This window comes from Streptomyces dioscori (assembly GCF_003024195.1).
GTDB lineage: Bacteria > Actinomycetota > Actinomycetes > Streptomycetales > Streptomycetaceae > Streptomyces > Streptomyces dioscori.
The window spans coordinates 280,580-304,228 of record NZ_KZ679048.1 but is presented as its reverse complement, the minus strand read 5'-3'; the positions used below and the strand labels follow the sequence as shown (position 1 = coordinate 304,228).

The 23,649-nt window shown below is 66.8% G+C and carries 26 protein-coding genes and 2 pseudogenes; 11 read left to right on the top strand and 17 right to left on the bottom strand.

Annotation, left to right across the window (positions count from 1 at the left end; all coding sequences use genetic code 11):
• The first annotated feature begins 18 nt into the window (after nt 1-18).
• Nucleotides 19-411 (top strand): winged helix-turn-helix transcriptional regulator, encoded by a 393-nt coding sequence (locus C6Y14_RS27260; protein ID WP_107019466.1) that lies wholly within the window; start codon nt 19-21, stop codon nt 409-411.
• Between the two features lie 105 nt (nt 412-516).
• Here the strand turns inward: C6Y14_RS27260 and C6Y14_RS45225 are convergent.
• The 4 genes and pseudogenes from C6Y14_RS45225 to C6Y14_RS45920 all read right to left on the bottom strand — a co-directional run.
• A pseudogene (locus C6Y14_RS45225) lies at nt 517-1,115 on the bottom strand (cupin domain-containing protein).
• A 142-nt stretch (nt 1,116-1,257) separates the two neighbouring features.
• Nucleotides 1,258-1,872, bottom strand: a complete 615-nt coding sequence (locus tag C6Y14_RS27250) for a TetR/AcrR family transcriptional regulator (RefSeq protein WP_107019465.1) — start codon at nt 1,870-1,872, stop codon at nt 1,258-1,260.
• Nucleotides 1,872-2,720, bottom strand: a complete 849-nt coding sequence (locus C6Y14_RS27245) for an oxidoreductase (protein ID WP_107019464.1) — start codon at nt 2,718-2,720, stop codon at nt 1,872-1,874. Before C6Y14_RS27245 ends, C6Y14_RS27250 begins: the two co-directional genes overlap by 1 nt.
• A gap of 253 nt (nt 2,721-2,973) precedes the next feature.
• Nucleotides 2,974-3,387 (bottom strand): annotated as a pseudogene (locus tag C6Y14_RS45920) (hypothetical protein); the annotation flags it as partial.
• Here C6Y14_RS45920 and C6Y14_RS45915 point away from each other — a divergent pair.
• On the top strand, nt 3,368-3,865 hold the full coding sequence (locus tag C6Y14_RS45915) for an SDR family NAD(P)-dependent oxidoreductase (protein ID WP_107019463.1): 498 nt from the start codon (nt 3,368-3,370) through the stop codon (nt 3,863-3,865). The pseudogene C6Y14_RS45920 and the gene C6Y14_RS45915 sit on opposite strands and share 20 nt — an antisense overlap.
• Nucleotides 3,866-4,517: 652 nt before the next feature.
• Here C6Y14_RS45915 and C6Y14_RS27230 read toward each other — a convergent pair.
• The 10 genes from C6Y14_RS27230 to C6Y14_RS27185 all read right to left on the bottom strand — a co-directional run bounded on the left by C6Y14_RS27230 (nt 4,518) and on the right by C6Y14_RS27185 (nt 13,641).
• Nucleotides 4,518-5,834 (bottom strand): MFS transporter, encoded by a 1,317-nt coding sequence (locus C6Y14_RS27230; RefSeq protein ID WP_107019462.1) that lies wholly within the window; start codon nt 5,832-5,834, stop codon nt 4,518-4,520.
• 661 nt (nt 5,835-6,495) lie between these two features.
• Nucleotides 6,496-7,128 carry a 3-oxo-tetronate 4-phosphate decarboxylase gene (otnC, locus tag C6Y14_RS27225; RefSeq protein ID WP_107019461.1) on the bottom strand — a complete coding sequence of 211 codons (633 nt, stop codon included), beginning with the start codon at nt 7,126-7,128 and terminating at the stop codon, nt 6,496-6,498.
• The gene (gene otnK / locus C6Y14_RS27220; RefSeq protein ID WP_107019460.1) at nt 7,128-8,375 is read right to left on the bottom strand and encodes a 3-oxo-tetronate kinase; all 1,248 of its coding nucleotides are present in this window, start codon (nt 8,373-8,375) and stop codon (nt 7,128-7,130) included. Before otnK ends, otnC begins: the two co-directional genes overlap by 1 nt.
• Nucleotides 8,372-9,046, bottom strand: a complete 675-nt coding sequence (locus C6Y14_RS27215; RefSeq protein WP_107019459.1) for an aspartate/glutamate racemase family protein — start codon at nt 9,044-9,046, stop codon at nt 8,372-8,374. Before C6Y14_RS27215 ends, otnK begins: the two co-directional genes overlap by 4 nt.
• Nucleotides 9,043-9,831 carry a hydroxypyruvate isomerase family protein gene (locus C6Y14_RS27210; protein WP_107019458.1) on the bottom strand — a complete coding sequence of 263 codons (789 nt, stop codon included), beginning with the start codon at nt 9,829-9,831 and terminating at the stop codon, nt 9,043-9,045. Before C6Y14_RS27210 ends, C6Y14_RS27215 begins: the two co-directional genes overlap by 4 nt.
• Nucleotides 9,828-10,538 (bottom strand): substrate-binding domain-containing protein, encoded by a 711-nt coding sequence (locus C6Y14_RS27205; protein ID WP_225891306.1) that lies wholly within the window; start codon nt 10,536-10,538, stop codon nt 9,828-9,830. The genes C6Y14_RS27210 and C6Y14_RS27205 overlap by 4 nt, the downstream gene beginning before the upstream one ends.
• Before the next feature lie 9 nt (nt 10,539-10,547).
• The gene (locus C6Y14_RS27200; protein ID WP_225891305.1) at nt 10,548-11,573 is read right to left on the bottom strand and encodes a phosphoglycerate dehydrogenase; all 1,026 of its coding nucleotides are present in this window, start codon (nt 11,571-11,573) and stop codon (nt 10,548-10,550) included.
• A gap of 42 nt (nt 11,574-11,615) precedes the next feature.
• Nucleotides 11,616-12,551 (bottom strand): alpha/beta fold hydrolase, encoded by a 936-nt coding sequence (locus tag C6Y14_RS27195; RefSeq protein WP_225891304.1) that lies wholly within the window; start codon nt 12,549-12,551, stop codon nt 11,616-11,618.
• A gap of 2 nt (nt 12,552-12,553) precedes the next feature.
• Nucleotides 12,554-12,940 (bottom strand): RidA family protein, encoded by a 387-nt coding sequence (locus C6Y14_RS27190; RefSeq protein ID WP_107019455.1) that lies wholly within the window; start codon nt 12,938-12,940, stop codon nt 12,554-12,556.
• Between the two features lie 89 nt (nt 12,941-13,029).
• Entirely contained in the window at nt 13,030-13,641 is a 612-nt protein-coding gene (locus C6Y14_RS27185; protein WP_107019454.1) for an HD domain-containing protein, read from the bottom strand.
• A 48-nt stretch (nt 13,642-13,689) separates the two neighbouring features.
• On the opposite strand from C6Y14_RS27185, the gene C6Y14_RS27180 reads away from it, so the two are divergent.
• The 4 genes from C6Y14_RS27180 to C6Y14_RS27165 all read left to right on the top strand — a co-directional run bounded on the left by C6Y14_RS27180 (nt 13,690) and on the right by C6Y14_RS27165 (nt 16,951).
• On the top strand, nt 13,690-15,024 hold the full coding sequence (locus tag C6Y14_RS27180) for an amidase (RefSeq protein WP_159074320.1): 1,335 nt from the start codon (nt 13,690-13,692) through the stop codon (nt 15,022-15,024).
• Between the two features lie 190 nt (nt 15,025-15,214).
• On the top strand, nt 15,215-15,856 hold the full coding sequence (locus tag C6Y14_RS27175) for a GntR family transcriptional regulator (RefSeq protein WP_107019452.1): 642 nt from the start codon (nt 15,215-15,217) through the stop codon (nt 15,854-15,856).
• A 21-nt stretch (nt 15,857-15,877) separates the two neighbouring features.
• Nucleotides 15,878-16,180: a transposase gene (locus C6Y14_RS27170; protein ID WP_107019451.1), complete on the top strand. Its 303-nt coding sequence runs from the start codon at nt 15,878-15,880 to the stop codon at nt 16,178-16,180.
• A gap of 276 nt (nt 16,181-16,456) precedes the next feature.
• Entirely contained in the window at nt 16,457-16,951 is a 495-nt protein-coding gene (locus C6Y14_RS27165) for an ATP-binding protein (protein WP_107019450.1), read from the top strand.
• 34 nt (nt 16,952-16,985) lie between these two features.
• Here C6Y14_RS27165 and C6Y14_RS27160 read toward each other — a convergent pair whose 3' ends face one another.
• Nucleotides 16,986-17,918 carry a TauD/TfdA dioxygenase family protein gene (locus C6Y14_RS27160; protein WP_107019449.1) on the bottom strand — a complete coding sequence of 311 codons (933 nt, stop codon included), beginning with the start codon at nt 17,916-17,918 and terminating at the stop codon, nt 16,986-16,988.
• Nucleotide 17,919: 1 nt separating this feature from the next.
• Entirely contained in the window at nt 17,920-19,413 is a 1,494-nt protein-coding gene (locus C6Y14_RS27155; RefSeq protein ID WP_107019448.1) for an MFS transporter, read from the bottom strand.
• A gap of 172 nt (nt 19,414-19,585) precedes the next feature.
• On the opposite strand from C6Y14_RS27155, the gene C6Y14_RS27150 reads away from it, so the two are divergent.
• The 3 genes from C6Y14_RS27150 (at nt 19,586) to C6Y14_RS27140 (ending at nt 20,899) form a co-directional block, all read left to right on the top strand.
• Nucleotides 19,586-19,840 carry a TetR/AcrR family transcriptional regulator gene (locus tag C6Y14_RS27150; protein ID WP_107019447.1) on the top strand — a complete coding sequence of 85 codons (255 nt, stop codon included), beginning with the start codon at nt 19,586-19,588 and terminating at the stop codon, nt 19,838-19,840.
• A gap of 66 nt (nt 19,841-19,906) precedes the next feature.
• The gene (locus C6Y14_RS27145; protein ID WP_159074319.1) at nt 19,907-20,080 is read left to right on the top strand and encodes a hypothetical protein; all 174 of its coding nucleotides are present in this window, start codon (nt 19,907-19,909) and stop codon (nt 20,078-20,080) included.
• Between the two features lie 387 nt (nt 20,081-20,467).
• Complete coding sequence (locus tag C6Y14_RS27140; RefSeq protein ID WP_107019445.1) at nt 20,468-20,899, top strand: PPOX class F420-dependent oxidoreductase; 432 nt, start codon at nt 20,468-20,470, stop codon at nt 20,897-20,899.
• Between the two features lie 322 nt (nt 20,900-21,221).
• Here the strand turns inward: C6Y14_RS27140 and C6Y14_RS27135 are convergent, their stop codons facing one another.
• Nucleotides 21,222-21,803: a TetR/AcrR family transcriptional regulator gene (locus C6Y14_RS27135; RefSeq protein WP_107019444.1), complete on the bottom strand. Its 582-nt coding sequence runs from the start codon at nt 21,801-21,803 to the stop codon at nt 21,222-21,224.
• Between the two features lie 609 nt (nt 21,804-22,412).
• Here C6Y14_RS27135 and C6Y14_RS27130 point away from each other — a divergent pair.
• Both C6Y14_RS27130 and C6Y14_RS27125 read left to right on the top strand, forming a co-directional pair.
• Entirely contained in the window at nt 22,413-22,871 is a 459-nt protein-coding gene (locus C6Y14_RS27130; RefSeq protein ID WP_107019443.1) for a patatin-like phospholipase family protein, read from the top strand.
• A 24-nt stretch (nt 22,872-22,895) separates the two neighbouring features.
• Nucleotides 22,896-23,561, top strand: a complete 666-nt coding sequence (locus C6Y14_RS27125) for an SDR family NAD(P)-dependent oxidoreductase (protein WP_225891303.1) — start codon at nt 22,896-22,898, stop codon at nt 23,559-23,561.
• Nucleotides 23,562-23,649: the final 88 nt, after the last annotated feature.

Here is a 23,649-nt window from a genome sequence, read left to right as displayed (position 1 = left end):
CGACAACTAAGGATCATGATGGATACCACCCCCTCGCCCCTGCCGCCCCGTGGCGCTCCGCGGTTCAGTGCCGACTGCCCGAGCCGGCCCATCCTGGATCAGATCGCCGACAAGTGGTCGATGATGGTCCTGACGGTCCTGGAGCGACCGACGCGGTTCAACGAGATCAAACGGCAGCTGGAGGGTGTCACGCAGCGGGTACTGACCCAGACGCTGCGCAGACTCGAACGCAACGGCATGGTCCGGCGCCGGGTGCTGGAGACCTCCCCGCTGGGCATGGAGTACTCCCTCACACCTCTCGGTGAGTCCTTCCGCGGTCCCTTCACGCGCCTGCACGAATGGACGATCGAGCACAGCGACGAGGTCATGTCGGCACAGCACGAATACGATGCCCGGCCGTCGCGGCAGTAGCGCCCGAGCAACCAGTCGACTGTCTCGGACACCACCAGGCGTGGACCGGCCGCTCGGGATCGATGGCACGGGTCACTGTCACGCGGCGACTCGTCACCGGCCGGGTCAGAAGCCGGGCGGCGAACTCGTGAACAGAAACCTGGCGGGGTCGTCGCTGTAGTTGAACCACTGGTGCGGCACGGTGGCGGCGTAGTACACGGTGTCACCGGCGTCCAGCAGGTGTTCGCGGCCGTCGATCACCATCCGGATGGTGCCCTCGATAACGTCGAACCCAAGCACCGGATGGCCAGAGTCGCCTGCCGGATCCATCAGCACCGGCTTGCCCAAGTGCCGCCCAATATCCCGGAGCAAGCCACAGAACACATCCAGTTGCTCCTGACGCTGCAACTCCCGTAGATCGAGGTCGAAGTCGATCTCGTCATCGGCATGGAAACGGAAGATCGCCAACACATCAGCAGTCATCAGCCAAACCCGCGGGTCCGCGTACTCCGGATCCGCAGAGCGGGCCAGCACAGCCTCCGCCCGCGGCCCCGGAAGCGCCGTCGCGGCTTCGGAGTACTGACACTCCCGGCCCCGCTCAACGACAAGATCGAGAACGGACTGCCAAGCCTCCACCGAAGCATCCGGGACACGCACATCCGGCAACGACCCATCAGATCCGCATCGAAGAAACAGCTCACGTCGCCCCACAACAGATCAACCACACCGCCCTGCTGCCCGCCTACCCGACCCAACGCAGCCCCTTTTCCCTTGACCAAAGAGATAGGGGCACCCCCCCGGCTCACCCGTTCGCCACCAACGTCGCGCAACCGTCAACGGCGCTCGGCCACGCACGTGGTCGATGCGTCAGGCGGTCAGACCGGCGCTGACCTTCCAGATGTGTTCGCAGGTCGAGGATGCCTTTCGCAAATCCTCGCGGGACTGCTGCGAGGCGTGGTAGAAACTCCGCTCGATCATCCAGCACAGGGCGCGTGCCATCGGCGACGCCTGGTCCGGTTCGGTGCCGGGCTGAACGCCGGCCCGTTCCAGGACAGCGGTGATGGCTGTGGTGAACGCGTCAGCCGTACGACTCCACAGCTCGCCGATCTCGGGCACGGTCAGTGACAGATCGATGGCCGTACGCATGACCAGGCCGTGCTCGGTCCACAACTCGACCGTACGCCGCATGGCCGCTGCGATGGCCTCGCGCGGCTCATCGGTCCGCGCGGCGGCCCGGGACCGCTCCCACAGGTGCTCCACGGTCCGGGCCACCAGCGCCGTGACCACTTCTTGCTTGGAGCCGAAGTAGAAGTACAGAGCGCCACGTGTGATGCCGGCGCCCTGGGCGATGTCGCCGACGGTCATGGCTTCGTAGCCCTTCTCCGCCAGCAGAGCTTCGCAGGTGTCCAGGATGGCCCGCTCCCGGACATCGCCCTTGCGTTCGGTGGTGCGCCGGCTTCGCGTGGGTTGGTGGCTGGACATCAGAGCTGAGCACCCTCGGCGAAATCGGTCGTACGAGAGAGCGTCTCCCATGCGCGGATATCCTCGTCCACGGCCGTACGCGCGGCACCGACCAACCGCAGCGCGTCCGAGCCCAGGATGAGGTGGGCCGGGGGCTGGTCCACCGACGTGATGTGCAGGAGGGCCTCCCCTGCCTTCGCCGGGTTGCCCAGCTGGTTCCCGCTCGCCTTCTGCCTCGCTTCACGGATGGGGATGAACAGGTCGTCGTAGTCGTCGACGGACCGCGCGCTGCGCGTCATGGACCGTCCGGCCCAGTCGGTCCGGAAAGAGCCGGGCTCGATCGCGGTCACATGGATTCCGAACTGCGCGACCTCCTTACCCAGTGACTCCAGGATGCCTTCCACCGCGAATTTGCTGCCGCAGTAGGCGGACATGCCGGGCACGGCCATGAGCCCGCCCATGGAGGTGACGGCCATGAGGTGTCCGCGGCGGCGCTTGCGCATGTGGGGCAGCGCCGCCCGCAGGGTGGCCACCACCCCGAACACGTTGACCTCGAGCTGCCGTCGCACCTCGGCCAGCGAGGTCTCCTCGAAAGTGCCCTCCAGGCCGTAGCCGGCGTTGGCGATGACGACGTCCAGGGCACCGACGCTCTGCTCCACCTCGGCGATCACCTTCGAGGCGGCGTCGTCGTCCGTCACGTCCAGGATGCGGCCGTGCGCGTACCCGGGCTTGAGCTCTTCGAAGGCACGCAAGTCCTTCTCCGAGCGGACCGTGCCGACGACGGTGTGTCCGGCGGTCAGGGCTGCCTGGGCGAAGGCACGGCCCAAGCCCGTGCTGACGCCTGTGATGAGCCACGTCTGTTCCTGCATTGCTCCTCCAGCCAGGACCCGGAAGGAGCCTGGTTGCCCCCTCACACTCAAACTCTACACTACGTAGATTTTTATCATCGTGTCGCTGATTCTCGCAGCAATGAGTCTTGCGGCACTGACGCCTCGTACCGGTAAGTCTCATGGCACTGCCGCTCGTAGCGCTGAGACTCCTGGCGCTGATGCTCGTAGCGCCGATCCCCTTGGCTCTCGCCGAGCACACCCCGCGCGAGACCCACCCCGCCGCCTCACCGTCCGCGAAGGGCAGCCAGATGCGTTCCGTCTCGGCCTTGCTCATCCTGGACAGGTCGGCGACCAGCAGGGCGAGTAAACCGCCCAGCACCAGCACGACGAGCCTGCACTCAGCAGTCGGCAGCCACGCGGAGCCGGCGGCCGCTTCCGAGGACCTGACGGCCGGCCCGTGAGCCGCCGACGCCGAGCCCCTGAACCCGCGGCGATACAGCGGCCCGAGCAGCGCGCCGCCGGCCCGCTGGAGCCCTGCCGCCGTCGCGATGCCGGCGATGAGGACCGTGCACGCAAGGTTCGCCCACACCCAGTAGCCGTAGAGCCGGATGCCGCCCGCGCCCTGGTAGTAGCGCTCGGCCAACAGGTGACACGCCTCCCACCAGTTGCAGCCGAGGAGCGCGAACATGGGCGCGACGCCGAAGCCACGTCCGGTCGCTCGATTACGGATGAGTCCACAGCGCCCGTGCCGCGACGACGGCGCGAACCTGGGAGGAACATCCCGTACGACGGAACCACGCACGATCGTGCTCACCGGCGCAAGCTCGGGTATCGGGCTCGCCGCCGCCGAGCAGATCGCCGCACAGGGAAACCGGGGCGTCCTGGTCGGCCGTGATGAGCGCCGTCCGGCGACCGCCGTCGATCGGCTCCGGGCGGTCGGGCGCGGGTCCGAACCGGGCTACCCTCAGGCCGACTTCGAACGATTGGCCGACGTACGGGCACTCGCGGATCATCTGCTGTCCACATATCCGAGATCGCCGTGCGGGCGAACGACGCCCGCACTATCGCGACGTCCTACCGGCACACCGTGGACGGCCACGAGGCCACCACTCAGGCCCACCATCTGGGACTCTTTCTCCTCAGCAAGCTGCTGCGGGAAAGACTGCCCGAGAACCGGATCGTGAACACCTCGGTGCGCCCCCGGCCCCAACGTGCGGGGCGATCCGGACCAGTCGAACCGTGACGCGCGACGTTCTAGGCAGTGTCGCCGCCTGACAGACCTCCAAAGCGGTCAACGTGCTCTTGCCGATGGAGGCAGCTCGGCGCCGGCCCGACATACTGAGTCTCAGCCTGCACCCCGGTCCGGTCCGGACCGACATCGGTCACGACACGGCGATGCGCTTCGCCTTCCGCTGCGCGCCGTTCCTGATCAGCCCGGAGACGTCGGCCCGACGCCTGGTAAGACTCGCCACGGCACCGGCCGACGAGCTGACCAACGGTGCCCTCCACGGCCCCGGTGCCCCCTGCGGCCGGATCCGCGCATCTTCAACGCGGACAACGCGGCGCGGCTCCGGGCGGCACCCGAATCCGCCATCGCCGATCCGGACACGTAGACGTGTCACTCCTTGAGGCGACGGCACAGCGGCCTCCGCCCGTGTAGATCGACGCCCGGCCCGCCGTTCTAGTGCGGCGGCGTTCCGGTGGCACGCCTGCGTTCCGGCAGGTTCCCGAGAACGGCGTGCGGTCAGACCGGCGCAGCAGGAGGAGAGGTCACCTGGTGCGGGTGCCGGACCTCGGCCGGCGGTCGTCGACCGGCTGGTAAGCCCCTGAGCGGCTTCAGACGAACTTCGTGAGCGACCGGCCGGCGGTTTCCTTGTTGAGGTAGGCCGCTATCGCAGTCCCGACCGCGGACAGGGCGACGAAGAACGCCGGCAGGAGGACATTGTTCGTCGCGACGTAGAGAGCGCTGAGGATGAGGGGTGCCGCTCCTCCGAGCACAGCGGTCGTGACGTTGTACCCCAGGGAATAGGCGGTCGTGCGCATGTGCGAGGGGAAGAGTTCGAGCATCATCGGGTGGATGACCGAGTAGTTGCCCGCGAAAGCGACGCCGAGCACCGCGCCGGCCAGGGCCGCGAGCACCATGTCGCCGGTCTTGAGCAGCAGGTAACCCGGCACCGCCAGCACGATGATGGCGATACAAGAGGTGAGCATCACCGGGCGGCGCCCGACGCGATCCGAGACACGCGCGAAGAGCGGGATCGCGACGGTCGCACACGCCAGAGCACAAGCGCTCACGATGAGGCCCTCGGAGCGTGAGTAGTCGAGCTGGCTGTCCAGGTAGGTCGGCATGAAGACGAAGAGCACGAAGAACCCCGCGCTGTTCAGCATCGGCAGGACGAACGCGAGAGACAGCTGCCGGCGATTCTCACGGGAGAACACGTCACGCAACGGGTTGCTGGCGACCTTGCCTTCCTCCTGGAGGGCGAGGAAGGCGGGGGTGTCTTCGAGCTTCCGACGGATGTAGAAGCCGATGACGCCCATGGGCGCCGCGACGAGGAACGGAATGCGCCAGCCCCAGCTCTCCATGGCCTCTTGCGGAAGTGTCGACGTCAGGAGGAACGCCGATCCGTTGCCGACAAGGTTCGCGAGGGTGCTGCCCGCCTGGGGGAACGACATGAGGAAGGCCCGGCGACTCGGCGGGGCGTGCTCGCCCACGAACGACATGGCGGCGGACACCTCGCCGCCCACGGAGACGCCCTGGATCATGCGCAGGAAGAGCAGGAGCAGCACGGAGCCGATGCCCCACGACGAGTAGCCGGGCAGCAGCCCGATGCCGGCCGTCGCTCCCGCCATCAGCGTCAGCGCGAGCACCATGGCCGGGCGTCGGCCGACCCGGTCGGACATCATCCCCAGCAGCACGCCGCCGACGGGGCGAAAGACGAAGGACACGGCGAAGATGCCGAACGTGAAGATCAGAGCGAGCGCTTCCGCCCCGTCCGGGAAGAAGACGATGGCGATGATGCCGGCAAGGAAGCCGTAGACCGAGTTGTCGTAGTTCTCGACGAAGAAACCGATCGCTCCCGCTGTGGTCACCTTGCGGGTCTCGGCCGACGAGGAGGTGCTGAGCGGTTCTGTGGATTCAGCAGATTTCACTACCGGATCCTTTCGGTGATGGTGCGTCCGGCGCGCCTTTGCGCGAGGATCCGCGCTCGGATGATAGTATAGTGTTCACTTGAATGCTATGGCCGATTTAATATCGCTCGATTATTTTGAGTGGCCCTCCCGTCCCTGGCCTTGACGCACCCCTCATCGCGGCAAGGACGCCAGGCGGCTGCCCGCCCTCCGGATCAGCCGGTACGGGCCCGGAGATCAGCCGCGGTGCCATGCCCGTACGGGACAACCAATGCATGGTGCGCCGCCCGATACGGGGTGCCCAGCGGACGAGGCGAAACCAGGCGGCGCCCACCGCGGTGGCGGATCGCCCGCTCACTGTGCGACGTGCTCAACCCGGCAGGTGCGGGGATCGACGACGCGTTGTCTCCCCAGTGTGGCACCGCTTCAGCTCAGGTGGCCCGGCGCAGCCCGCCCGCCGGTTCGAACGGCGGCACATCGTTGGCGCAGGCGCAGGCGCAGGCACAGGGCGGAGGCGGACCGGTGGGGTCGGCGGGCCGCGCCGTGGCCCTGGCGCGCCGGTGGCGTCGGCCGATCCGGCCCGGCGACGCTGGGACTGTACGGCCGGTGCCCCGGGGGCCGCCCGGGGCACCGGCCTACGTGACGAGCACGGTGGAGACCGTCTCCGTGGTTCCGTACCGGCTCAGCCGGAAGGAGCGAGTGCGGCGGCCTGCTCGTCGGTGAGCGGATTCACCGGCAGTCCACGAAGAACGAAGTAGAGCTTCGCTGTCTCCTCCAGTTCTTCCAGGGCGTCCAGCGCCTCGGCGAGGCTCGTCCCGGCGACAACCGGTCCGTGATTGCTCAGCAACATGGCGTGCCGTCGTACGGCGGTAGCCTCCGCGAGATCCCTCAACCCCGTGTCACCAGGAGCGTGGTACGGGAGAAGAGGAAGGCGTCCGACCCGCATGGCGTAGTACGCGGTCAGAGGAGGCAGGACATTGTCCGTGTCGAGGCCGCTCAGGCAGGACACGGCGGCGCTGTAGAGGGAGTGCGTGTGCACGACCGCGTGCGCACTCGGGCGGGCACGCAACACTGCGGCGTGCAGGAACGCCTCCTTCGACGGCTTCGGCCCGGAAAGGTGCACACCACGGTCGTCGATGAGCGAGAGGTCGCCCGCCACGACGGTGCCGAGGCTCGAACCCGTGGGTGTGACGAGAATGCCGCCGGCCGTACGGACGGAGATGTTGCCTGTCCTGCCGTGGGTCAGCCCGCGGGTGAAGACGGATCGGGCGGCGCGGACGATGTCGTCGGCGGCGCGCTGTTCCTCGGCTGCCATCACGCACTCCGTTCCGAAGCGGTCAGCAGGAGGTCCGCTTCGCCGAAGTTCCCCGACTTGAGCAGCACGTCGAGACCTTGGTCGGTGCGGATCCACGGCACTCCCCGGGCGGCCTCCAGTCCGACGACACCACCTCGGATGCCCAGGGCGGCCACCAGGGAACCCGACGTTTCCCCGCCGGCGGCGACGAAGCGGGTGACCCCGCGTTCGCGCAGTCCCCGCGCTATGAGCGCGATGGCGGATTCGAGGATCTCCGCCGATCGCTCGACTCCGAGCGCGTCCTGCACCACGCGGCGTTCGGCCGGAGGCAGCGACGAGTAGATCAGCGGCGCCGGACCGGCCGGAAGCGCGTCGTACCAGTCGAGTGCGCCTCGGGCGAGGCTCTCCGGATCGTCCGACCCGAGCGCGTCCAGGCGGTGTGCCGGACGCAACGCGCTCAGCATCCGGTCAATCTGCTCAAGGGTGCGTCGCGAGCAGCTTCCCGCGAGGACGATCGCCCGCCCGCTCGGCGCGTTCTCTCTCTCATATGCACGTGGCGCGGCGCTTTTCGAGCCGTGCGCGCGTCCGATCGCCCCCGCGAGCCCTGCGGCACCGGCGACGAGCGGTTCCTCCAGGACGGCTTGTGCGATCGAGAAAAGGTCGTCCTCCGTCGCCGCATCGGGGAACAGATAGCGCGCGTCGTGGCGGGCCGACTCCACATGGCTGCTGACCGCGTCCGGACCACGTCCGACGACCTCGTGGCCGATGACGACGCTGCCACCATCGGATTGGGCGTCCATGAGACGAGTGAGCGAGGAATCGCGCATAGGAGTCAGCGGATGGTTGCGCATGGAGGACTCCGACAACAGCTCCTCGTTGACGAAGAGATGGCCGTTGAACGTCGTACGCCGATGCTCCGGTGAGGCCGGTGTGGTCACCACCGCGTCGGTCCGGACCAGTTCGACGAGGGCATCGAGGACCGGCCCGATGTTCCCTTCCGCCGTGGAGTCGAACGTGGAGCAGTACTTGAAGAAGAGTTGCCGCGCGCCGAGCGTCTGCAGTGTCTCCGCAGCAGCGAGCGACTGCTTCACCGCGTCAGGCGCAGGGATGGTCCGGGACTTGAGGGCGATGACCACAACGTCGAGGCCTGGCTCCACGCCGGACGCGTCGGGAGTACCGAAGTAGACGCCGCAGCGCAGCCCGGTACGGCGGAACGCCACGGCGACGTCGGTAGCGCCGGTGACGTCGTCGGCGATGACACCGATCATCGGTCGTTCCTGTCTGAGAGCAGCCGGAGCAGCGCGGCCGCCGCGCTCGCCGGCCCTGAGACGACCGGAATACCCACTGCCTTCCGCAGTGCGTCTCCCGCGGGCGCGAGGGAGTACTGGGCCAGGAAAACGGCCTCAACGTCGGCGGGCAGGTCCGCGCACGCGTCCACGAGCGCGGCGACCAAACCGTCATGATCTTCCGCTTTCGCCGCGGCCGTGGCACCGGGCACGGTGCGTCCGACGACGCGGCTGTTCGCCCCGGCATCGCGCAGAGCCGTTTCGAGGCGCTCCACCGAGTCGTCGCGCGCGGCGTCGAGGGAGGCCAGGACGAGCACCGACGTGTAGCCGGCCTCGGCGATATCGGTGAAGGCGGACTCGTCGGCCGCCATCACCGGGACGGAGGCGTGGGTTCCCCGCGCGACCGGACCGTACAGGGAGCAGGTGAGCAGCACCCCGTCGGCGTCCTCCGCGAGAGCATGCTCGATCAGGCGCTGCATGCGTCGGCGCAGGCCAGCGTCCAGGCCCCCGCGGCTGTCCGCATCGACGAGGAGCCGGTCATCGAGGACGTTCCACACGACTGCGTCGGGCAGTACGTCATACAGCGCGGTACGCGCGACCGGGATGGCCGTCGGCACGGCGCTGATCAACGCTATCTTCGGGGCGGTGCTCATACGGCGAGCTCCTTCATCCAGGTGAGCCCGGCCACGGTGTCGGTGGCGGGCTGATACTCGCATCCGATCCATCCGTCGTACCCCGAGGACTCGACGGTCCGGAACAGGGTGCTGTACGCGATCTCGCCAGTGCCGGGTTCGTGACGGTCGGGTACGTCGGCGATCTGCAGGTGCAGTGTGATGTCCTGATACTTCTCGAACGTACGGACGAGATCACCCTCACCGATCTGTACGTGGTAGAAGTCCAGCAGGAGGCCCACCACGTCGTCGCCGACGGCCTCCACGACCGCGGCGGCCTGCGCTTGCGAGGCGAGCAGGAAGCCCGGGGCGTCCCGCTTGTTCTGCGCTTCCAGCAGTAGCCGGATACCGGTACCGCGGGCCTGCTCGGCCGCCCAGGCGATGTTGGCCACATAGCGCGCGAAGGCGCGATCGGCACTCACGCCCTTCGGAACGATTCCGCCCACCACGTGCAGAAACTTCGCGTCCAGGGCGGCTGCGTACTCCAGCCCACTGAGCACGCCGTCACGGTACTCGTCGACCAGATCAGGAAAGCACGCGCAGCCGGATCGTGTGGGTGATCCCGCGGGCCCCATCGGGGTGTTGATCAGGATCTGCTCAAGTCCGGCGTTGTCGAGCAGCGCACGCAGATGCCGTGCTTCGTACGCGTACGGAGACGCGTACTCGACTGCGGCGAAGCCAGCACGGGCCGCGGCGTCGAATCGCTCCACGAAGGGCATGTCGGTGAAGAGCCATTTGAGGTTCGCGTCGAATCGAAGGCGCGTCACGACAGAAGCCCCGAGGGCACCGGCTCAAGGGCAGTGAGATGGTATGCCCTGGCTGCTTCGGGGCCGCTGATGAATTCGACAAACGCCGCGACATCTGGGTTCCGCGTCGAAACGGTGGCCGTCCCGGCCGAGAACTCGGTCCACTTCTGCAGTTCCTCTGGCAGAGGCCCGACGATCTCGGCTCCCGATACGAACAGGAGCTCGCTCAACTGCTGGACGGCGAGGTCGGCCGCGCCGCTTTCCAGCGCGGTCCCGGTGAAGCCCTTCTCCAGCACGGTCGCCTTGGGAAGCACCACGTCCTCGATACCGAGACGCTTCACCAGGTCGACGAAGTAGATGCCGCTCTGGCCCGTTCGCGAGTACGCGACCGAGCGGGCGGCGGTGAGCGTCGCTATCAGTTCGCCCGCCGTCGCGATCGCGGGATGTGCGGCACCGCGCGGCACGGCGAGCCCGATACCGCTGCGCACGATCGGCTGCGGCCCTTGGGCGACGACACCGTTCGCGATCAGGGCGTCGAACGACGGAGTAGCCGCGATCATCACGTCGAAGTGCTCCCCGGCGTCGAGGCGGCGGAGCAGTTGGACGGTGGGGTCATAGATGGGGGTGACCTCGACTCCGGTGCGTTCGGTGAACGCGGCGAAGAGGTGGTCGTCGAACGCCTTGCGAGTTGCCAAGCCGCTCATCATGACAATGGATCGATCAGGCATGGTGTTCTCCTAGCTAGTCGGGTCGCAGACGCCCCGCTCGGCGGGGCGTCTGCTTACGGCCATGAGACGAGCGCGATGTGCGATGGCGTCGCCGTTCACGACGGCCCGGGGTGTCTTGCCGGCGAGAGCCGCCACGACGGATCGCGCCGCCGATGTCGCCGAGCGCGCGCGTCCCTCGACCGTCGCTCCGGCGATGTGCGGAGTGAGGAGGAGGTTCGTGACGCCTCGAAGCGCGCTGTCCGGGGGCAGCGGTTCGTGTTCGAAGGTGTCGACCGCCGCAGCGGCGATCCTGCCCGCACGCAGCGCTTCGACCAGCGCCTTCTCATCGACAACCCCGCCACGGGCGGCATTGACGAGAACGGCTGTGTGCTTCATCCGGCCGATCGCGTCAGCGTCGATCAGGTGGCGCGTATCGTCGGTGAGACCGACATGCAGCGTGATGGCGTCGGAACGAGCGAGGAGTTCGGGCAACTCCACGAGCGACGCCCCGGCCTGTTCGACGAGTGCGCCGTCGCTGTAGGGGTCGCACGCCAGGACAGTCATGCCGAGGGCCTGGCCCAGGACGGCGACGCTTCGGCCGATCTCTCCAAAACCGACGACGCCGAGCGTCTTGCCGTACAACTCCCGTCCGCTGACTTGTGCCCAGTCCCCTTCCTGCAGCAGCGCACTGGCCTGGGGGATGCCGCGCACGAGGTTGAGAAGAGCGGCGAGCGTGAATTCGGCCACCGACCGGCGGTTCACACTCGGCGTCACACAGACAGCGACGCCCAGCGTGTTCGCGGTGGCCACGTCGACGTTGTCGTAGCCGACACCGGTACGAGCGACGACCTTCAAGCGCGGCGCGGCGTGCAGCACGCGCGCACCGCACGGTTCGACACCGGCGATGATCGCGTCGATGTCACCCACGGAGTCCTCCAGCGATCGCCCCTGGCGCTCAAGATCAGTCGGTCGCCCGAACACGACATCGCATCCCGCCTCGGTGAGCACGCGATGCACGTGATCCCCTTCACTCAGCCACGATGTCGTGATCAGCACTCGGTTGTGACTCAACTCGCCCTCCTCGTACGTGTCTTGTCGCTATCCGGGCTCTGTGTCGTGAGTCAGGCGCCGCTCGGCGAACAGGTTGATCTGGTCGACCAGTTCGTCGGGCTTCTCCTCCGGGATGTAGTGACCGGTGTCGCGGATGGTTGTCCCGCTGACGTCGACACCGAGTGAGCGCATGTCGTCGTGCAGTGCCGGAGCGGAGCCGAACTCACCGCCGATGGCCAGTACCGGCACCTTGATCAGAGCTTTTCGCAGCTCCTTGTTCCGGTCGGTGTTCTCGTTCACGGCGCGGTAGTACCCGAGACTCCCCCGCAGGCCGCCGGGGGCTTCCAGGGTGCGTGCGTACTCCGCGATGTCCTCGGTCGTGAACGTCTCGCGCCAGCTGGCAGTCTTCCGTTGGAAGAACCATTCGATGAGGATGCGCTCCCGGCCCGATACGAGTGCCTCGGGAAGGTCGGGAATCGCGTTGAAGAGGAAGTGCCAGCTGCGCCACCCATCCGGGCCCACCGGGACAGTTTCGGGAAGTGAGAGCCCGGCGATGTTGCCGTCGATGAAGACGACACCGGTGAGGGAATCGGGGTAGCGGTGAGCGAACGGATAGCTGACCCACGAGCCGATGTCGTGTCCCACGAGCAGATACCGCTCATGTCCGAGTTCGGCGAGCAGACCGTGGAGCCGCTCGGCGGTCGTCCAAGTGTCGTATCCGTCCAGCGGCTTTTCGGAGTCACCCTGACCGGGCAGGTCGACTGCGACGACGTGCCAGTCCTGGGCGAGCAGCGGGATCACATGTCGCCACGCATGGACGTTCTGCGGGAATCCGGCGACGAGCACGACGGTCGGACCGCTCCCCGCCTCGATGACGTGCCAGCGAAGGCCGCTCGCCGAGACCGTGCGATGACGCGGTGTGGCGCCGGCGTGGCCGGGTCGACGACTCGACGACCCGGCCACGCCCTTCTCGGTATGGGCCATGATCAGCCGTTTCGCGGGATGTAGGCGACAGCTTCGATCTCGATGCGCAGGTCAGGGTTGGACAGCGGAGCTACGATCGTCGAGCGAGCGGGGAACGGCTTGGAGAAGTACTCGCGGTAGACCACGTTCATCGGCTCGAACAGAGTGGCGTTGAGCAGGAACACCGTGGTCTTGGACACGTCTGCGAGCGTGCCTCCGGCGGCTTCGACGCCAGCCTTGATGTTGTCCAGCACCGCGCGCGTCTCCGCAGCGAAGTCGTTGGTGACCAGGGTTCCGTCAGCACGTACCGCGATCTGACCGGAGAGGTAGACGAAGTCACCGGCGCGCACCACATGGGTGAGCGGGACTTCGAGCGGCGCGATGTTCTTGGTGGCGATTTCCTCGATCATGCTGGGTTGCTCCCATGTGTGAGTGGTGAGTGGTTGTGCGTCGTGCAAGATCGGCCCCTGGAGACCTGATCCTGCTGTCGAGACGAAGATCAGCCTTTCTTCGTCCATCGGTCGGCCGGGTCCATGTCAAGGAGCCCGCCCTTCTCCGCCGCCGCCCAGAACGCGTGATCGGCGTGGTGCACGATGCTGTTCAACGTGCTCCGGTAGACGAGTTGCCCCTCCCCCGAATGCGTACCGCAGACATGCGCGAGTTCCTCGGGCAGTCCAACGGTCAACGCGATGTGCACTCCGTACACGGAGTGACGGATCGAGGGGAAGCCGGCCTTGCCGGGGTCCTTCTTCCACCGGGCCTGGTTGGCCGGACTGTTTTCGAACGGTTTGCCGAGGTCGTGCAGCACTCCCGCGGCGTAGAGGATGTCGCGGTCCAGACCCAACGGGCCGAGCACCCTCTGCAGTTCCTCTCCCAGGGCAACGGTCAGCAGTCCCACTCCGCGAACGTGAGTGGCCTGCGTCCCATCACGCAGTGAGGGGGAATCCGGATTGGGTGAGCCCGGCATGTCCTCGATGGATTCGAATTCGGTTTCGCTCAAGGAGAGGGCCCACGCATCCACGATCTTCGCGGCTAGGTCCTGGTCGGTGAAGTCCGCCAGTTCGGGCAGGCTCGCCCGAACGCCGGAACGGAGGTCTTCGATGTCAGCCATGATTCTATACTATAGCAGGAGGGGCTCTGGTGTAGTACCTTCTCGATCGTGAAATCATTCAGCAACCTCTCGGACCCATCCGCGCCGCACACCGTACGAGAGCTGAGCAACGGCCTCGCAGACCGCCGATACTCGGCGGTCGAGTTGGTGGAGCACTATCTCCGTGAGATCGACGCGACGGTCGACTCGGTCCGCGCGTTCGTCCAGGTCTTCCGTTCCGACGCTCGCCAACAGGCGGAAGAGAGCGACGAACGGCGTCGGACCGGCCGGGCTCTCTCGCCCATCGACGGCATCCCCTTCGCGGTGAAGGACATCATCGGCATCGGCGGACAGAAGATGTCGGCCGGGTCGCGTGCCGTCGACATCGTCCCCGGGTCCGACGCGCCGATCATTTCGCAGCTGCGCGCCGCCGGCGGGATCGTCCTCGGCACGACTCGCATGCATGAGTTGGCGTACGGCCCGTCGGGACTGAACGACTTCGATGGCGGCGCCCGCAACCCGCGCTTTCCTGGGATCATCCCAGGGGGCTCCAGCAGTGGATCCGCGGCAGCCGTCGCGGCGGGCTTGTCACCGATAGCTTTCGGCTCCGACACCGGAGGCTCCATCCGGGCGCCCGCAACCCTGTGCGGGATCGTCGGATTCAAGCCAAGCTACGGGCTTCTTCCGACTGAGGGCGTTCATCCCACCGCCCCGACGCTCGATCACCTCGGATTCCTGACCTCCACGGTGCAGGATCTGCGTATCGCGATGAACGTGTTCGCCCACATCCCGCTCGCGCCGGAAGGGGTCAGCACCACACGCCGCCTCGCCGTCTTCGACGAGCCCGGTCTGACTGTCGATCCGGCGATCGCGACGGCGCTCAGGAGCGCCCTCGACGCGCTGTCGGACGGCGGATGGCAGATCGAGTCCGTCACGCCGCCGGGCGGCTTCGACGTCATGGACGTATCCACCACGATCATGGCCTACGAGGCGTACCGCGTGAATCGGGAGAGGCTGGAGAAGGTCCCCGAGCTTCTCGGTAGCGACGTGCGCGAACGCCTCGAAGACGGCGCACGCATCCCGCGCGAGCGGTACGAGGAGGCTTGGCGCGAGGTAGACAGGGTGCGCGAGCAGATGTCGGCACTGGCTGACCCCTTCGACGCTCTGGTGAACGCGACGATCCCGATCACCGGGCCGAGCACCGAGGAGGGGGCGCTGCCCGATGTGAGGCGCATGCTCATGCGCAACACGCGACTGCAGAACCTGCTCGGCGCACCCGCGATCTCGTTGCCCGGAGGACAGGACGGCCCCGCTCCTTGGGGCATCCAGCTGTTCTCCAGCCCCGGGCGGGACGGGGCGCTCCTGGCCACCGCCGCTGCCGTCTCCGACACGCTTGGTGGCTGATACACAAAGGAGACTGCCCGAATTCGTATGCCGCCCCCATGGGGCTACGTACTATATGAGGCATCATATAGTTCTGGTGTGTGCCCTGCACTGTCGCAGCGTCACCCGCGAGCCGAGCAGGGTCACTCCATGAGTTCGTCGACGATACCGCTGGAGAAACGCCTTGCCGAAGCTCCCCCTGGCAGACCAAATGTACGAGGTACTGCTCACACAGCTGATGGACGGCAGGCGGAAACCGGGAGAGCCGCTCAACATCGGAGCGCTCAGCCGTGAGCTGGAGGTCAGCCAGACCCCCCTTCGCGAAGCCCTCGCCCGCCTGGAGCACTCGGGGCTCGTGCAGCGCGAGGCGCTACGTGGCTATTTCGTGGCGCCCGTGTTCACAAAACGTGAAATGACCAAACTCGCCGCCGCCCGTGAACTGATCGAGCCGGCGATCGCCGCCGAGAGCGCATTGCGGCGCACCCCGGAGTTCCTGGCGGATCTCGCCGTCACCATCGATGAACTCTCCCGTTCGGGCGTGAGCGCCGACACCGATTCCGACGCGTTTCGTCTGTACTGGACCTCTGACGCCCGCTTCCACAACCTGATCGCGGCTCAGGCCGACAACCTCTTCCTAGAAGGCGCCTTCCACGCTCTCAGCGGCCACGTACAGCGGTTCCGGTTGTTCATGAAGGCCGGGCACGCGTATGCAGGGCAGGCGGCGGACGAGCACCAAGGCATCTTGGACGCACTTGCCTCAGGTGACCCCTCCGCCGCCGCGGAGGCGATGCTCTCCCACGTCAGAGCCGCGTCCGAGCGTGCACTGGTGAAGCACGACGGGGAAGAAGTTTGACCGTACCGGCCGGGTGACAGCGTGGCGCTGAACGGGATTGCGTGGAAGCTGCGCACCGGTTCGGCCTGGCGTGATGTGCCGCAGCGGTACGGCTCCTGGCGGACCGTCTACACCCATCTCCGCAGGTGGGCGGTAGGCGGCACGTTCTCGCGCATGCTGCAGGCGATCCAGGCGCAGAAGGACGTGGCCGGGGACATCGACTGGCCGGTGTCGGTCGACTCCACGATCGTGCGGGCTCGTCAGCACGTCACAGGCGGCAAAAAAAGGGGACAGCCGACCGGGACGAAGCGAGTGATCACCACGCTCGATCCCGCGGAGGGCTGAGCACCAGAGTCCATCCGGCGTGCGACGGTCGCGGCCGCCCCTCGGGATCGTCCTTAGCGGCGACGACACCACCGACCGCACCCGCTGGTGGCTTGCAGAGAAATCATGGGACCAGTACGCTATACTATAGAATTACGGGATAGTGGATAGGATGCCTGCCCGAAGGAAACGCCCTCTCCCCTCGGAGCATGCACCAGAAAAGGCTTCATCAGCTCACGCGACGTCATTGACGGCGTACTGCTGGCCGGTCGGCAAACCGACGTCTGGAACCCAGTCATGTACTTCGACGACATCTCCCCCGAGTCACCCCCGCACCCCGACTCAGCCCTGACCGGAGCTTCCAGCATCTGCGTCACGGCACCGGCCCAGGCCGCCTCCGCGCGGCACCTCAGGAAGCAGGCTTCCTCTCTGCTCGCGACGTGCACAACGAGCGAGGACGAACTGAGTACGGCGGAACTCGTGACCAGTGAACTGCTCAGCAATGCTGCCGTTCACGGGCGTGATGAGATGACCCTGGCCATCGCTGTCACGGGGCGCCTGCTGGAGATCACAGTTGTCGACCACGGCACGGCCACCGCTTCCGCCTCACGCAGTGACCCGGACGAGTACGGCCGTGGGCTGGCCATCGTCGACGCCGTCACTCACGACCTGCGCATCCACAGACACCGCACGGGGTGGCGCGTGCGCGCGCGTATGCGCCTCACGCACCCCCGCCGCCTACCGCCCGCCCCGTCAGCGGAGGGGACTCCGGGATCGTACGAAACCCGTTGATCGGGCCAGAGCGGGTGTCAGCCGGCAATGGACCCTAGTACGGGCGGTCGCCGATGATGGTGACCCTTTCCATGAGCCGGAAGTCGGGGTAGTAGTCACTGACCGCGTAGTGCTGTGTGGCCCGGTTGTCCCAGAAGGCGACAGCCCCGGGCTCCCATCGGAAACGGATCTGGTACTCGGGGTGCGCCGCCTGGCGGAAGAGCAGGTCGAGCAGGTCCCTGCTGTCCTTCTCCGTGAGACCGACGATGGAGCTGGTAAACACCGCATTCACGTAGAGGAGTTTCTTACCGGTCTCAGGGTGGGTGCGCACCACTGGGTGCTCCACGGGCCGACTCCGGGCCCGCGCCGCGCGTATGTTCTGCGCCACTTCGCCATCAGCTTCGTCGGACAACAGCGGAATCTCGTGGATCGCGGTCAACCCGTCGATACGATCCCTGACTTCCACAGGAAGCCCCTCGTAGGCCGCGGACATGTCAGCCCACAACGTGTCACCGCCGAGTTCGGGAACCTTGATAGCGCGCAGTACGGAGCCCATGGGTGGGGTCACACTGAAGCTGACGTCACTGTGCCAGATGTTCTCGGTTCCGGGGCGTGACGCGTCGTGTTCGAGCCGGACCACCTCGGGGATCTCGGCCTTGGGCAGGAAAGGGTGGTCCTCCAGTTCACCCCAGTGCCGGGCCAAGCTGGCATGTTCACGAGCTGTGAGCTGCTGACCGTGGAAGAACAACACCTTCCACTCCAGCAGCGCACGCTTGAGTTCGGCGAGCACTTCCGGAGCCGGTTCCCGGGCTAGGTCGACGCCCCGAACCTCGGCGCCGATCAAGCGGGAGCGCGGAATTAGCTCAAGGTGCTGGTACGGCCCGCCGGCGTGGTCGGCTCGGAACTGCCGTGTGAGCAAGGTCGGACGGATCAACCGCGAGGACGGAACGGAAGAGGCCGCTCCGAGCTGCTCAGTCTGGGTGGTCAAATCAGATCATCTCCTTGGTGGTTCCGCTTTCCGCGTGTGCGGTCGCGGATGAGCTGGCGTGACGGGTGGCAGCGCCGCCGGTTGCGGGGGTGCGACCGTGCCGCATGCGCAGCGTGGTCAGCAAGGCCAGCACCGCGGCGACCGCGGCGCAAGCGAAAGCCAGTTGGTAGCCGGTACCGGCGAAGACCGTTCCGTTCGGGCCCACCGGGTAGGAAGTGCGCACCGAGGCCAGAACCGAGGCCCCGGCGGCCGCACCGAGTTGGTTGGTGACCGCGATCAACGCGGTACCTGTAGCGGCGCGTTCGTCGGGTACGGCCTCTGTGATGAGGTTGGCGAAGGCGACGTAGGCAAGCCCGGTACCGAAGCCGAAGACCAACCCGAGGAGCAGGACGACACCGCGTTGCCCAGGCAGTGCCGTGAAGCCGAGCGCCCCGATTGCGACCAGCGCCTGTGCCGCCAGTGCCGTACGGCGCGGGCCTCGCCGCCGGGCCAGAAGTCCGCCGATGGGGCCTCCTGCGAGCGACCCGATCCCCTGGGTGAAGGTCCAGCCCGCCGCGGCCAGCGCGGTCAGCCCGAAAGCGTAGCCGAGTCCTTCCTGGCGCGGGGTCTGCAGCAGCTGGGGCAGCAGGTAGGCCACGGTTGAGGTGCCTGCCGTGGTGAGTGCGGCGGTAAGCAGGGTGGCCCGTACCGCCGGAGTGGCGAGCAGACCGAGATCGATCGCCGGGTCGGATCTGCCGCGCTCACGTCGCCAGAAGCCGACGGCCAGAAGTAGTGCCGTCGGCAACGCTGCTAGCGCGCCCGGCGCCGCCCAACCCGACCGCACCCCGGCGCTGAGGCCCCAGACCAATGATGCGGCGGCCATGCCCAGCAGGAGTCCCCCGGGGACATCTAGCTGTCGACGTCGAGCAGCCGTTCCGCAGCTCGGATGCCGATCTTCAGGCAGTGCCGCCGCCGCGAGCGGCAGCACCAGCACGCTCAGTGCGAACAGGAACCAGAAGACACCGCGGTAGCCGTAGCGGTCGACCAGTACGCCGCCCAGGAAGGGCGCCGTGATCCCGCTGATCCCGATCCCGCTGGACACCACGCCCAAAGCAACCGGCACCCTGTGCCGAGGGAAGGTGTCCCGGACGATCGCATAAGCCACCGCCAGAGCTCCGCCGACGGCACCCTGCAGGACCCGGCCGAGCAAAACCAACGGCAGCGATCCGGCCGTCGCACACAGCAGCGACCCGACCGCGAAGACCGCCCCCGACCACAAGAGCACTCTCTTCTTGCCCACCACATCAGCGACTCTTCCCAACAGGGGAATGCACGCCACCGCCGCCAGGCTCACCGCGCCCGTGACAGCGTCGGCGCCCGCGCTGCCGAAAGACTCGGCGAGAGAGCGAGCCGCCGGATACACCAGACTCAGTTCCAGCGGAGCCGTCTCGGTGAGCAGGACAAGCACGGCGAGGATGCCCAGCTGCCGGAGCCGGGACTCGTCGGAAGTGGTCATCTGCAGAACTCCTGATTTCGTCGACGGTCGGGACGGCGGCCACCCCGTCCCTCGATTAACCCACTTGGGTCAGATGCGGTCCATGTATGCAATGTTGCAGCTCTGTGTCCTCATGCGACCTCGGGCTCGGCGCGACTTCCGGACGACCCCGGGCGACTGCCATGATTCGCACATGACGTCGTCCGCTCTGGAGCAGCGCACCCGGCCGACTTCACCTCCCCGTGCCGACAGAACTCGCCTGGCCGTCGTCAAGTGCGCCGAACGGCTGCATGCCGAGCGCGGGGTGAACGGCGCCTCGCTGCGGGAGATCAGCGTTGTCGCGGGGCAGCGGAACACCGGCGCCGTGCGCTATCACTTCGGCTCCAAGGCCGGTCTACCGTCGGCGGTCTTCGAACACCGGATGCGCCACGCCAACACGCTCCGCTAGGGGACGATTACAGAAGCGGACGCGGTCGGACACGACACGGACCCACGCACGCCGGTGGAGGCGCTGATGCTTCCGCTGGCCGCGCTTCTCGGCGAACCGGGCCGGCCGCGCCGGCACGCCCGCTCCCCCACCCGGACGGCCACTGGTCCGCAACTGGCCGAGGCGGTCGGCTACCAATCGGCCAGCCCCTGGACCAGCGGCGCGTTCGAAGTGGAGCGGTGCACCCTGCGCAACCTGTAGCAGTTGCCCGAACCCCTGCGCCGGCAACGCTCTTTGCTGCTGGTCAGCTTCTTCACTCACACCCTTGCCGACTGGGAAGCCCGTCTCTCGTGAGCTAGCCCGACAGACCTCCCACAAGCGGAATATTCACTACACCGAGTTAACGGTAGTCACGCCACCGGCATGCATAAAGGCCGAACGTTCTAGCTTGCCCTGTCATCCGAGACGGGCGGAACGACCGCGTTGACAGGAGCTGCGTAAAGAGCTGATGATTAACGAGACAGAACGTTTGGTCTCATTAGAGTCTCCGTCGGATCAGGTAGTCAGCCACAACCCCCTGAGCCGGTGGGGCGAGGAGTCGCGAGGAAGGTGCGCGATCCCTGAGAGGCCGCAGAAGGAGCTATCCGTATGCCCACGACGCCCCTGCCGCCCGAAGCCCAGGACATGCTGCGCCATGCGAACCCAGCGGTCATGGCCACTCTGCGTCCGGACGGCACACCCGTCTCGACCGCCACTGGGTACATGTGGGAGGGCGGCCGCATCCTGATCAGCCTCGACGAGAGCCGGGTCCGCATAAAACACCTGCGTCGCGACCCCCGCGTAACACTCACCGTTTTCGACGGTGACGACTGGTACACACATCTCACCCTCATCGGCCGTGTCACCGAGATGTACGAGGACGATGGCTTGCGCGACATCGACCGTATGGCTCTTCACATTACGGGCAGCCCCTACCCCGACAGGGTCCGCCTCCGCATCAGCGCCTGGATCGAGGTCGAGCGGTGGCACAGCTGGAAAGTGGCGAACGACGGTCCGGCCTTCACCGAGGCCCCGAGCTGAGTCCCGTACGGCGACAGGTCACACAGCTTTGACCGGACCCCGACCACCGCGACATCGTCGAGAGATGCGTCGGCCGCCTCAAAAATGGCGAAGCCCCGCCACGCGACACGTGAGTCCAACCGGGCCACCGCCTCCCCCTCTGGATCCATCCCCATGAAGACGAACTCCGCTGACACGGAACGGTCAGCGGAACGCGGCGATCATCTCGGCTGCACCGTCGGCACTCCGGCAGTGGCCGTTGCGAAACCGGCGAGGATGGAGCGGACGGCGACTTGGCATATCCACCACCGCCAGCAGTTCAGTTGCCTTGTACCGGCACCGTTCAGCCCTCAGCCTGGAGCCGTCCGTCGGCGATGATTGTCACAAGGGTGTCGACCAGTTCGTCGGCGGAGGTACGCCAAGTCCCAGTCTCAAAGTGGCCGCTCAGTTCCGCGGCGATGATTCCGCTGACGCCGGTGAAGAGCAGGCCCCCGTATCGGTGGACGTCGCATTCGTCGACGAGTTCGGAAACGATCGCCAGAAATTCCTCTTGGGTGCGGCAAGAGGCGCTGATCAGCTTCCCGGGTTCTTCGCCGGCCGGTGGGCCAAGCATCCGTCGGTAGTGATGGGGGTGGCGACGGCCGATCGTGACCAGTGCAGCAAGGGCACCCCTTACTCTTTCGGAAGGGGTGCCGGACTGTGCTGCGATCTCGTTACTGAGACGCTCCCAGCCTTCTGCAGCGACGGCGGCGAGCAAGCTCTCCTTGTCGGCGAAGTGCCCGTAGGGGGCGCCCCGGCTCACACCCGCCCGTGCGGCGACGTCCCGCAGGGTCACCGCCTCAGGGCCGCCCTCGTCGAGCAGTTCGGCGGCCGAGTCCAGAAGGGCGCGGCGGGTAGCGGCGGCGGACTCTGCGCGACTGACCATGCCTCCATGTTACAGGTGACAGCGTCACGCCACTAGGTTGACATCGTCACATGAGATCTCTAGCCTCGGCCATATGACGTTGTCACGTGAGTCCGATGGAACGAGGGGCGTTATGGTCGTTTTTTGCCTCCAGAGAGATGGGCCGGGCCGCCGCGCAAACTGGCGCCCATCCGCGATCTCCGGTGCGGCGTGAGAGAACTGGCACTACAGGGCGTCGAGGTGATCGTGGTCGCTCCGGGCTGCCTCAAAAGTGACATGGCGGTGGACGGAACTGTCACTGCGGATCGAATTGTCACCACTATGACCGCCGGCAAGGACCGGCGCTGTGCCCCTCACACGGATGGTCATCGCCAACTCGGCCCCGTTCACGACGAATGGCATGCCCGCTGAAGTCACTGCGAAAGCTGTGACCACGCGAAACTTTGAACCCGCTACACCCCCCGGCCGCGACGCCGTCATGCTTACCCGTCCGGCGCGCGTGCTGCCTGACCGGCCTCTCGTCCGGTCCGGATCTTCTCCCTTGCGAACTGGTGATCGGCACCATCTCAGGCTCGGTCGCCGGTGCGTGGTGCGCCGCCTGAGGAGCGGAGGACGTGGTCAGGACGTTGCATGCTCATGCAGCCGCCAGGCTCGGGAGTAACACCGAAGGTCCTCGACGCGCTGGTAGAGGCCCAGCCGCGCCCTGGGTGCTCTCGCGGCCAAGGCGACAATACGTTCGCCGAGGAGACGGTCACGCTCCTCCACTGCTTAGTGGGCAGCGACTGGCCGGACACCTTCGCGTGTACAGCCACGCATGCCGACTCGGGTGACATCCACATCTTCGACAGCGGCTCGGAAATTTCCCTGCCCCGCGCAGTCGCGGCGAGTTGCGCTCTCCCTCTCGTACTGCCGGTCATCTGGATCTGCGGTCGGCGCTACATGGACGGCGGCACACACGACCCGCTCAACGCCGCGTTCGCCCGAGGGCACGACCTGCTCATCGCGCTCTCCTGCCAGCTCCCCATGATTCACCGGGCCGCTCCGAAGACCGGCCTGTTTTCGATCTGGAAACAGTGCAGAAGTACATGACTGCATGAAAGGACCCGAAATCCCATGACCTCCTATACCGGAACTACTGCTCTGGTCACCGGCGCTTCGAAAGGGATCGGAGCCTCCTACGCCCAGCAGCTGGCATCGCGCGGCGCCGACCTCGTCCTGGTCGCCCGCTCCGCGAGCGTCCTTGAGGCGCTCGCGTCGCAGCTGAGGTCCGCCCACAACGTCCGTGTAGAGGTGGTTGCCGCTGACCTGCTCGACCGCGGTGCGCCGCAGGCTGTAGCGGACACCCTGACCAAACGAGGCATCGAGGTGGATCTGCTGATCAACAATGCCGGCATGAGTGCTGTGGGCCCGTTCCTCACGCGACCGCTCGGACCCAATGTCGACTCCGTCGACCTGAACATCACCACGCTGATGGGCCTGGTGCACAGCATCGGCGTCGGCATGCTTGAGCGGGGCCGCGGCGGGATCATCAACATCTCCTCGGTGGCCGGCTTCCAGCCGATGCCTTTCCAGGCCAGTTACGGTGCGACAAAGGCGTTCGTACTCTCATTCACCGAGGCCCTCGCCGAAGAACTCCGCGACACCGACCTGCGTGTGATGGCCGTCCACCCGGGCCCGGTCAAGACAGGCTTCTTCGACGGCACCACGGCGGGTATGAACCCCAAGGCCGTCACCCCCGAGCGCATTGCTGCCAAGTCGCTTGATGACTTCACACGCTAACGCACGGTCTCCTTCCCCGGAGGCTTCTCCGATCGCGCGACCACTTACGTGTCACGGGTCTTGACCCGCAAGCGAGTGGCACACCTCA

Bases quoted from the DNA above. Each gene is read 5' to 3' on its own strand.
- C6Y14_RS27130 (WP_107019443.1), top strand. From the start codon at position 22,413: ATGCTCATGCAGCCGCCAGGCTCGGGAGTAACACCGAAGGTCCTCGAC.
- C6Y14_RS27245 (WP_107019464.1), bottom strand. From the start codon at position 2,720: ATGCAGGAACAGACGTGGCTCATCACAGGCGTCAGCACGGGCTTGGGC.
- otnK (WP_107019460.1), bottom strand. From the start codon at position 8,375: ATGATCGGTGTCATCGCCGACGACGTCACCGGCGCTACCGACGTCGCC.
- C6Y14_RS45915 (WP_107019463.1), top strand. From the start codon at position 3,368: ATGGGCGCGACGCCGAAGCCACGTCCGGTCGCTCGATTACGGATGAGT.
- C6Y14_RS27215 (WP_107019459.1), bottom strand. From the start codon at position 9,046: ATGAGCACCGCCCCGAAGATAGCGTTGATCAGCGCCGTGCCGACGGCC.
- C6Y14_RS27145 (WP_159074319.1), top strand. From the start codon at position 19,907: ATGCTTCCGCTGGCCGCGCTTCTCGGCGAACCGGGCCGGCCGCGCCGG.
- C6Y14_RS27185 (WP_107019454.1), bottom strand. From the start codon at position 13,641: ATGGCTGACATCGAAGACCTCCGTTCCGGCGTTCGGGCGAGCCTGCCC.
- C6Y14_RS27250 (WP_107019465.1), bottom strand. From the start codon at position 1,872: ATGTCCAGCCACCAACCCACGCGAAGCCGGCGCACCACCGAACGCAAG.
- C6Y14_RS27190 (WP_107019455.1), bottom strand. From the start codon at position 12,940: ATGATCGAGGAAATCGCCACCAAGAACATCGCGCCGCTCGAAGTCCCG.
- C6Y14_RS27195 (WP_225891304.1), bottom strand. From the start codon at position 12,551: ATGGCCCATACCGAGAAGGGCGTGGCCGGGTCGTCGAGTCGTCGACCC.
- C6Y14_RS27135 (WP_107019444.1), bottom strand. From the start codon at position 21,803: ATGGTCAGTCGCGCAGAGTCCGCCGCCGCTACCCGCCGCGCCCTTCTG.
- C6Y14_RS27140 (WP_107019445.1), top strand. From the start codon at position 20,468: ATGCCCACGACGCCCCTGCCGCCCGAAGCCCAGGACATGCTGCGCCAT.
- C6Y14_RS27155 (WP_107019448.1), bottom strand. From the start codon at position 19,413: ATGACCACTTCCGACGAGTCCCGGCTCCGGCAGCTGGGCATCCTCGCC.
- otnC (WP_107019461.1), bottom strand. From the start codon at position 7,128: ATGGCAGCCGAGGAACAGCGCGCCGCCGACGACATCGTCCGCGCCGCC.
- C6Y14_RS27165 (WP_107019450.1), top strand. From the start codon at position 16,457: ATGTACTTCGACGACATCTCCCCCGAGTCACCCCCGCACCCCGACTCA.
- C6Y14_RS27125 (WP_225891303.1), top strand. From the start codon at position 22,896: ATGACCTCCTATACCGGAACTACTGCTCTGGTCACCGGCGCTTCGAAA.
- C6Y14_RS27150 (WP_107019447.1), top strand. From the start codon at position 19,586: ATGACGTCGTCCGCTCTGGAGCAGCGCACCCGGCCGACTTCACCTCCC.
- C6Y14_RS27205 (WP_225891306.1), bottom strand. From the start codon at position 10,538: ATGCCTGATCGATCCATTGTCATGATGAGCGGCTTGGCAACTCGCAAG.
- C6Y14_RS27260 (WP_107019466.1), top strand. From the start codon at position 19: ATGGATACCACCCCCTCGCCCCTGCCGCCCCGTGGCGCTCCGCGGTTC.
- C6Y14_RS27175 (WP_107019452.1), top strand. From the start codon at position 15,215: ATGTACGAGGTACTGCTCACACAGCTGATGGACGGCAGGCGGAAACCG.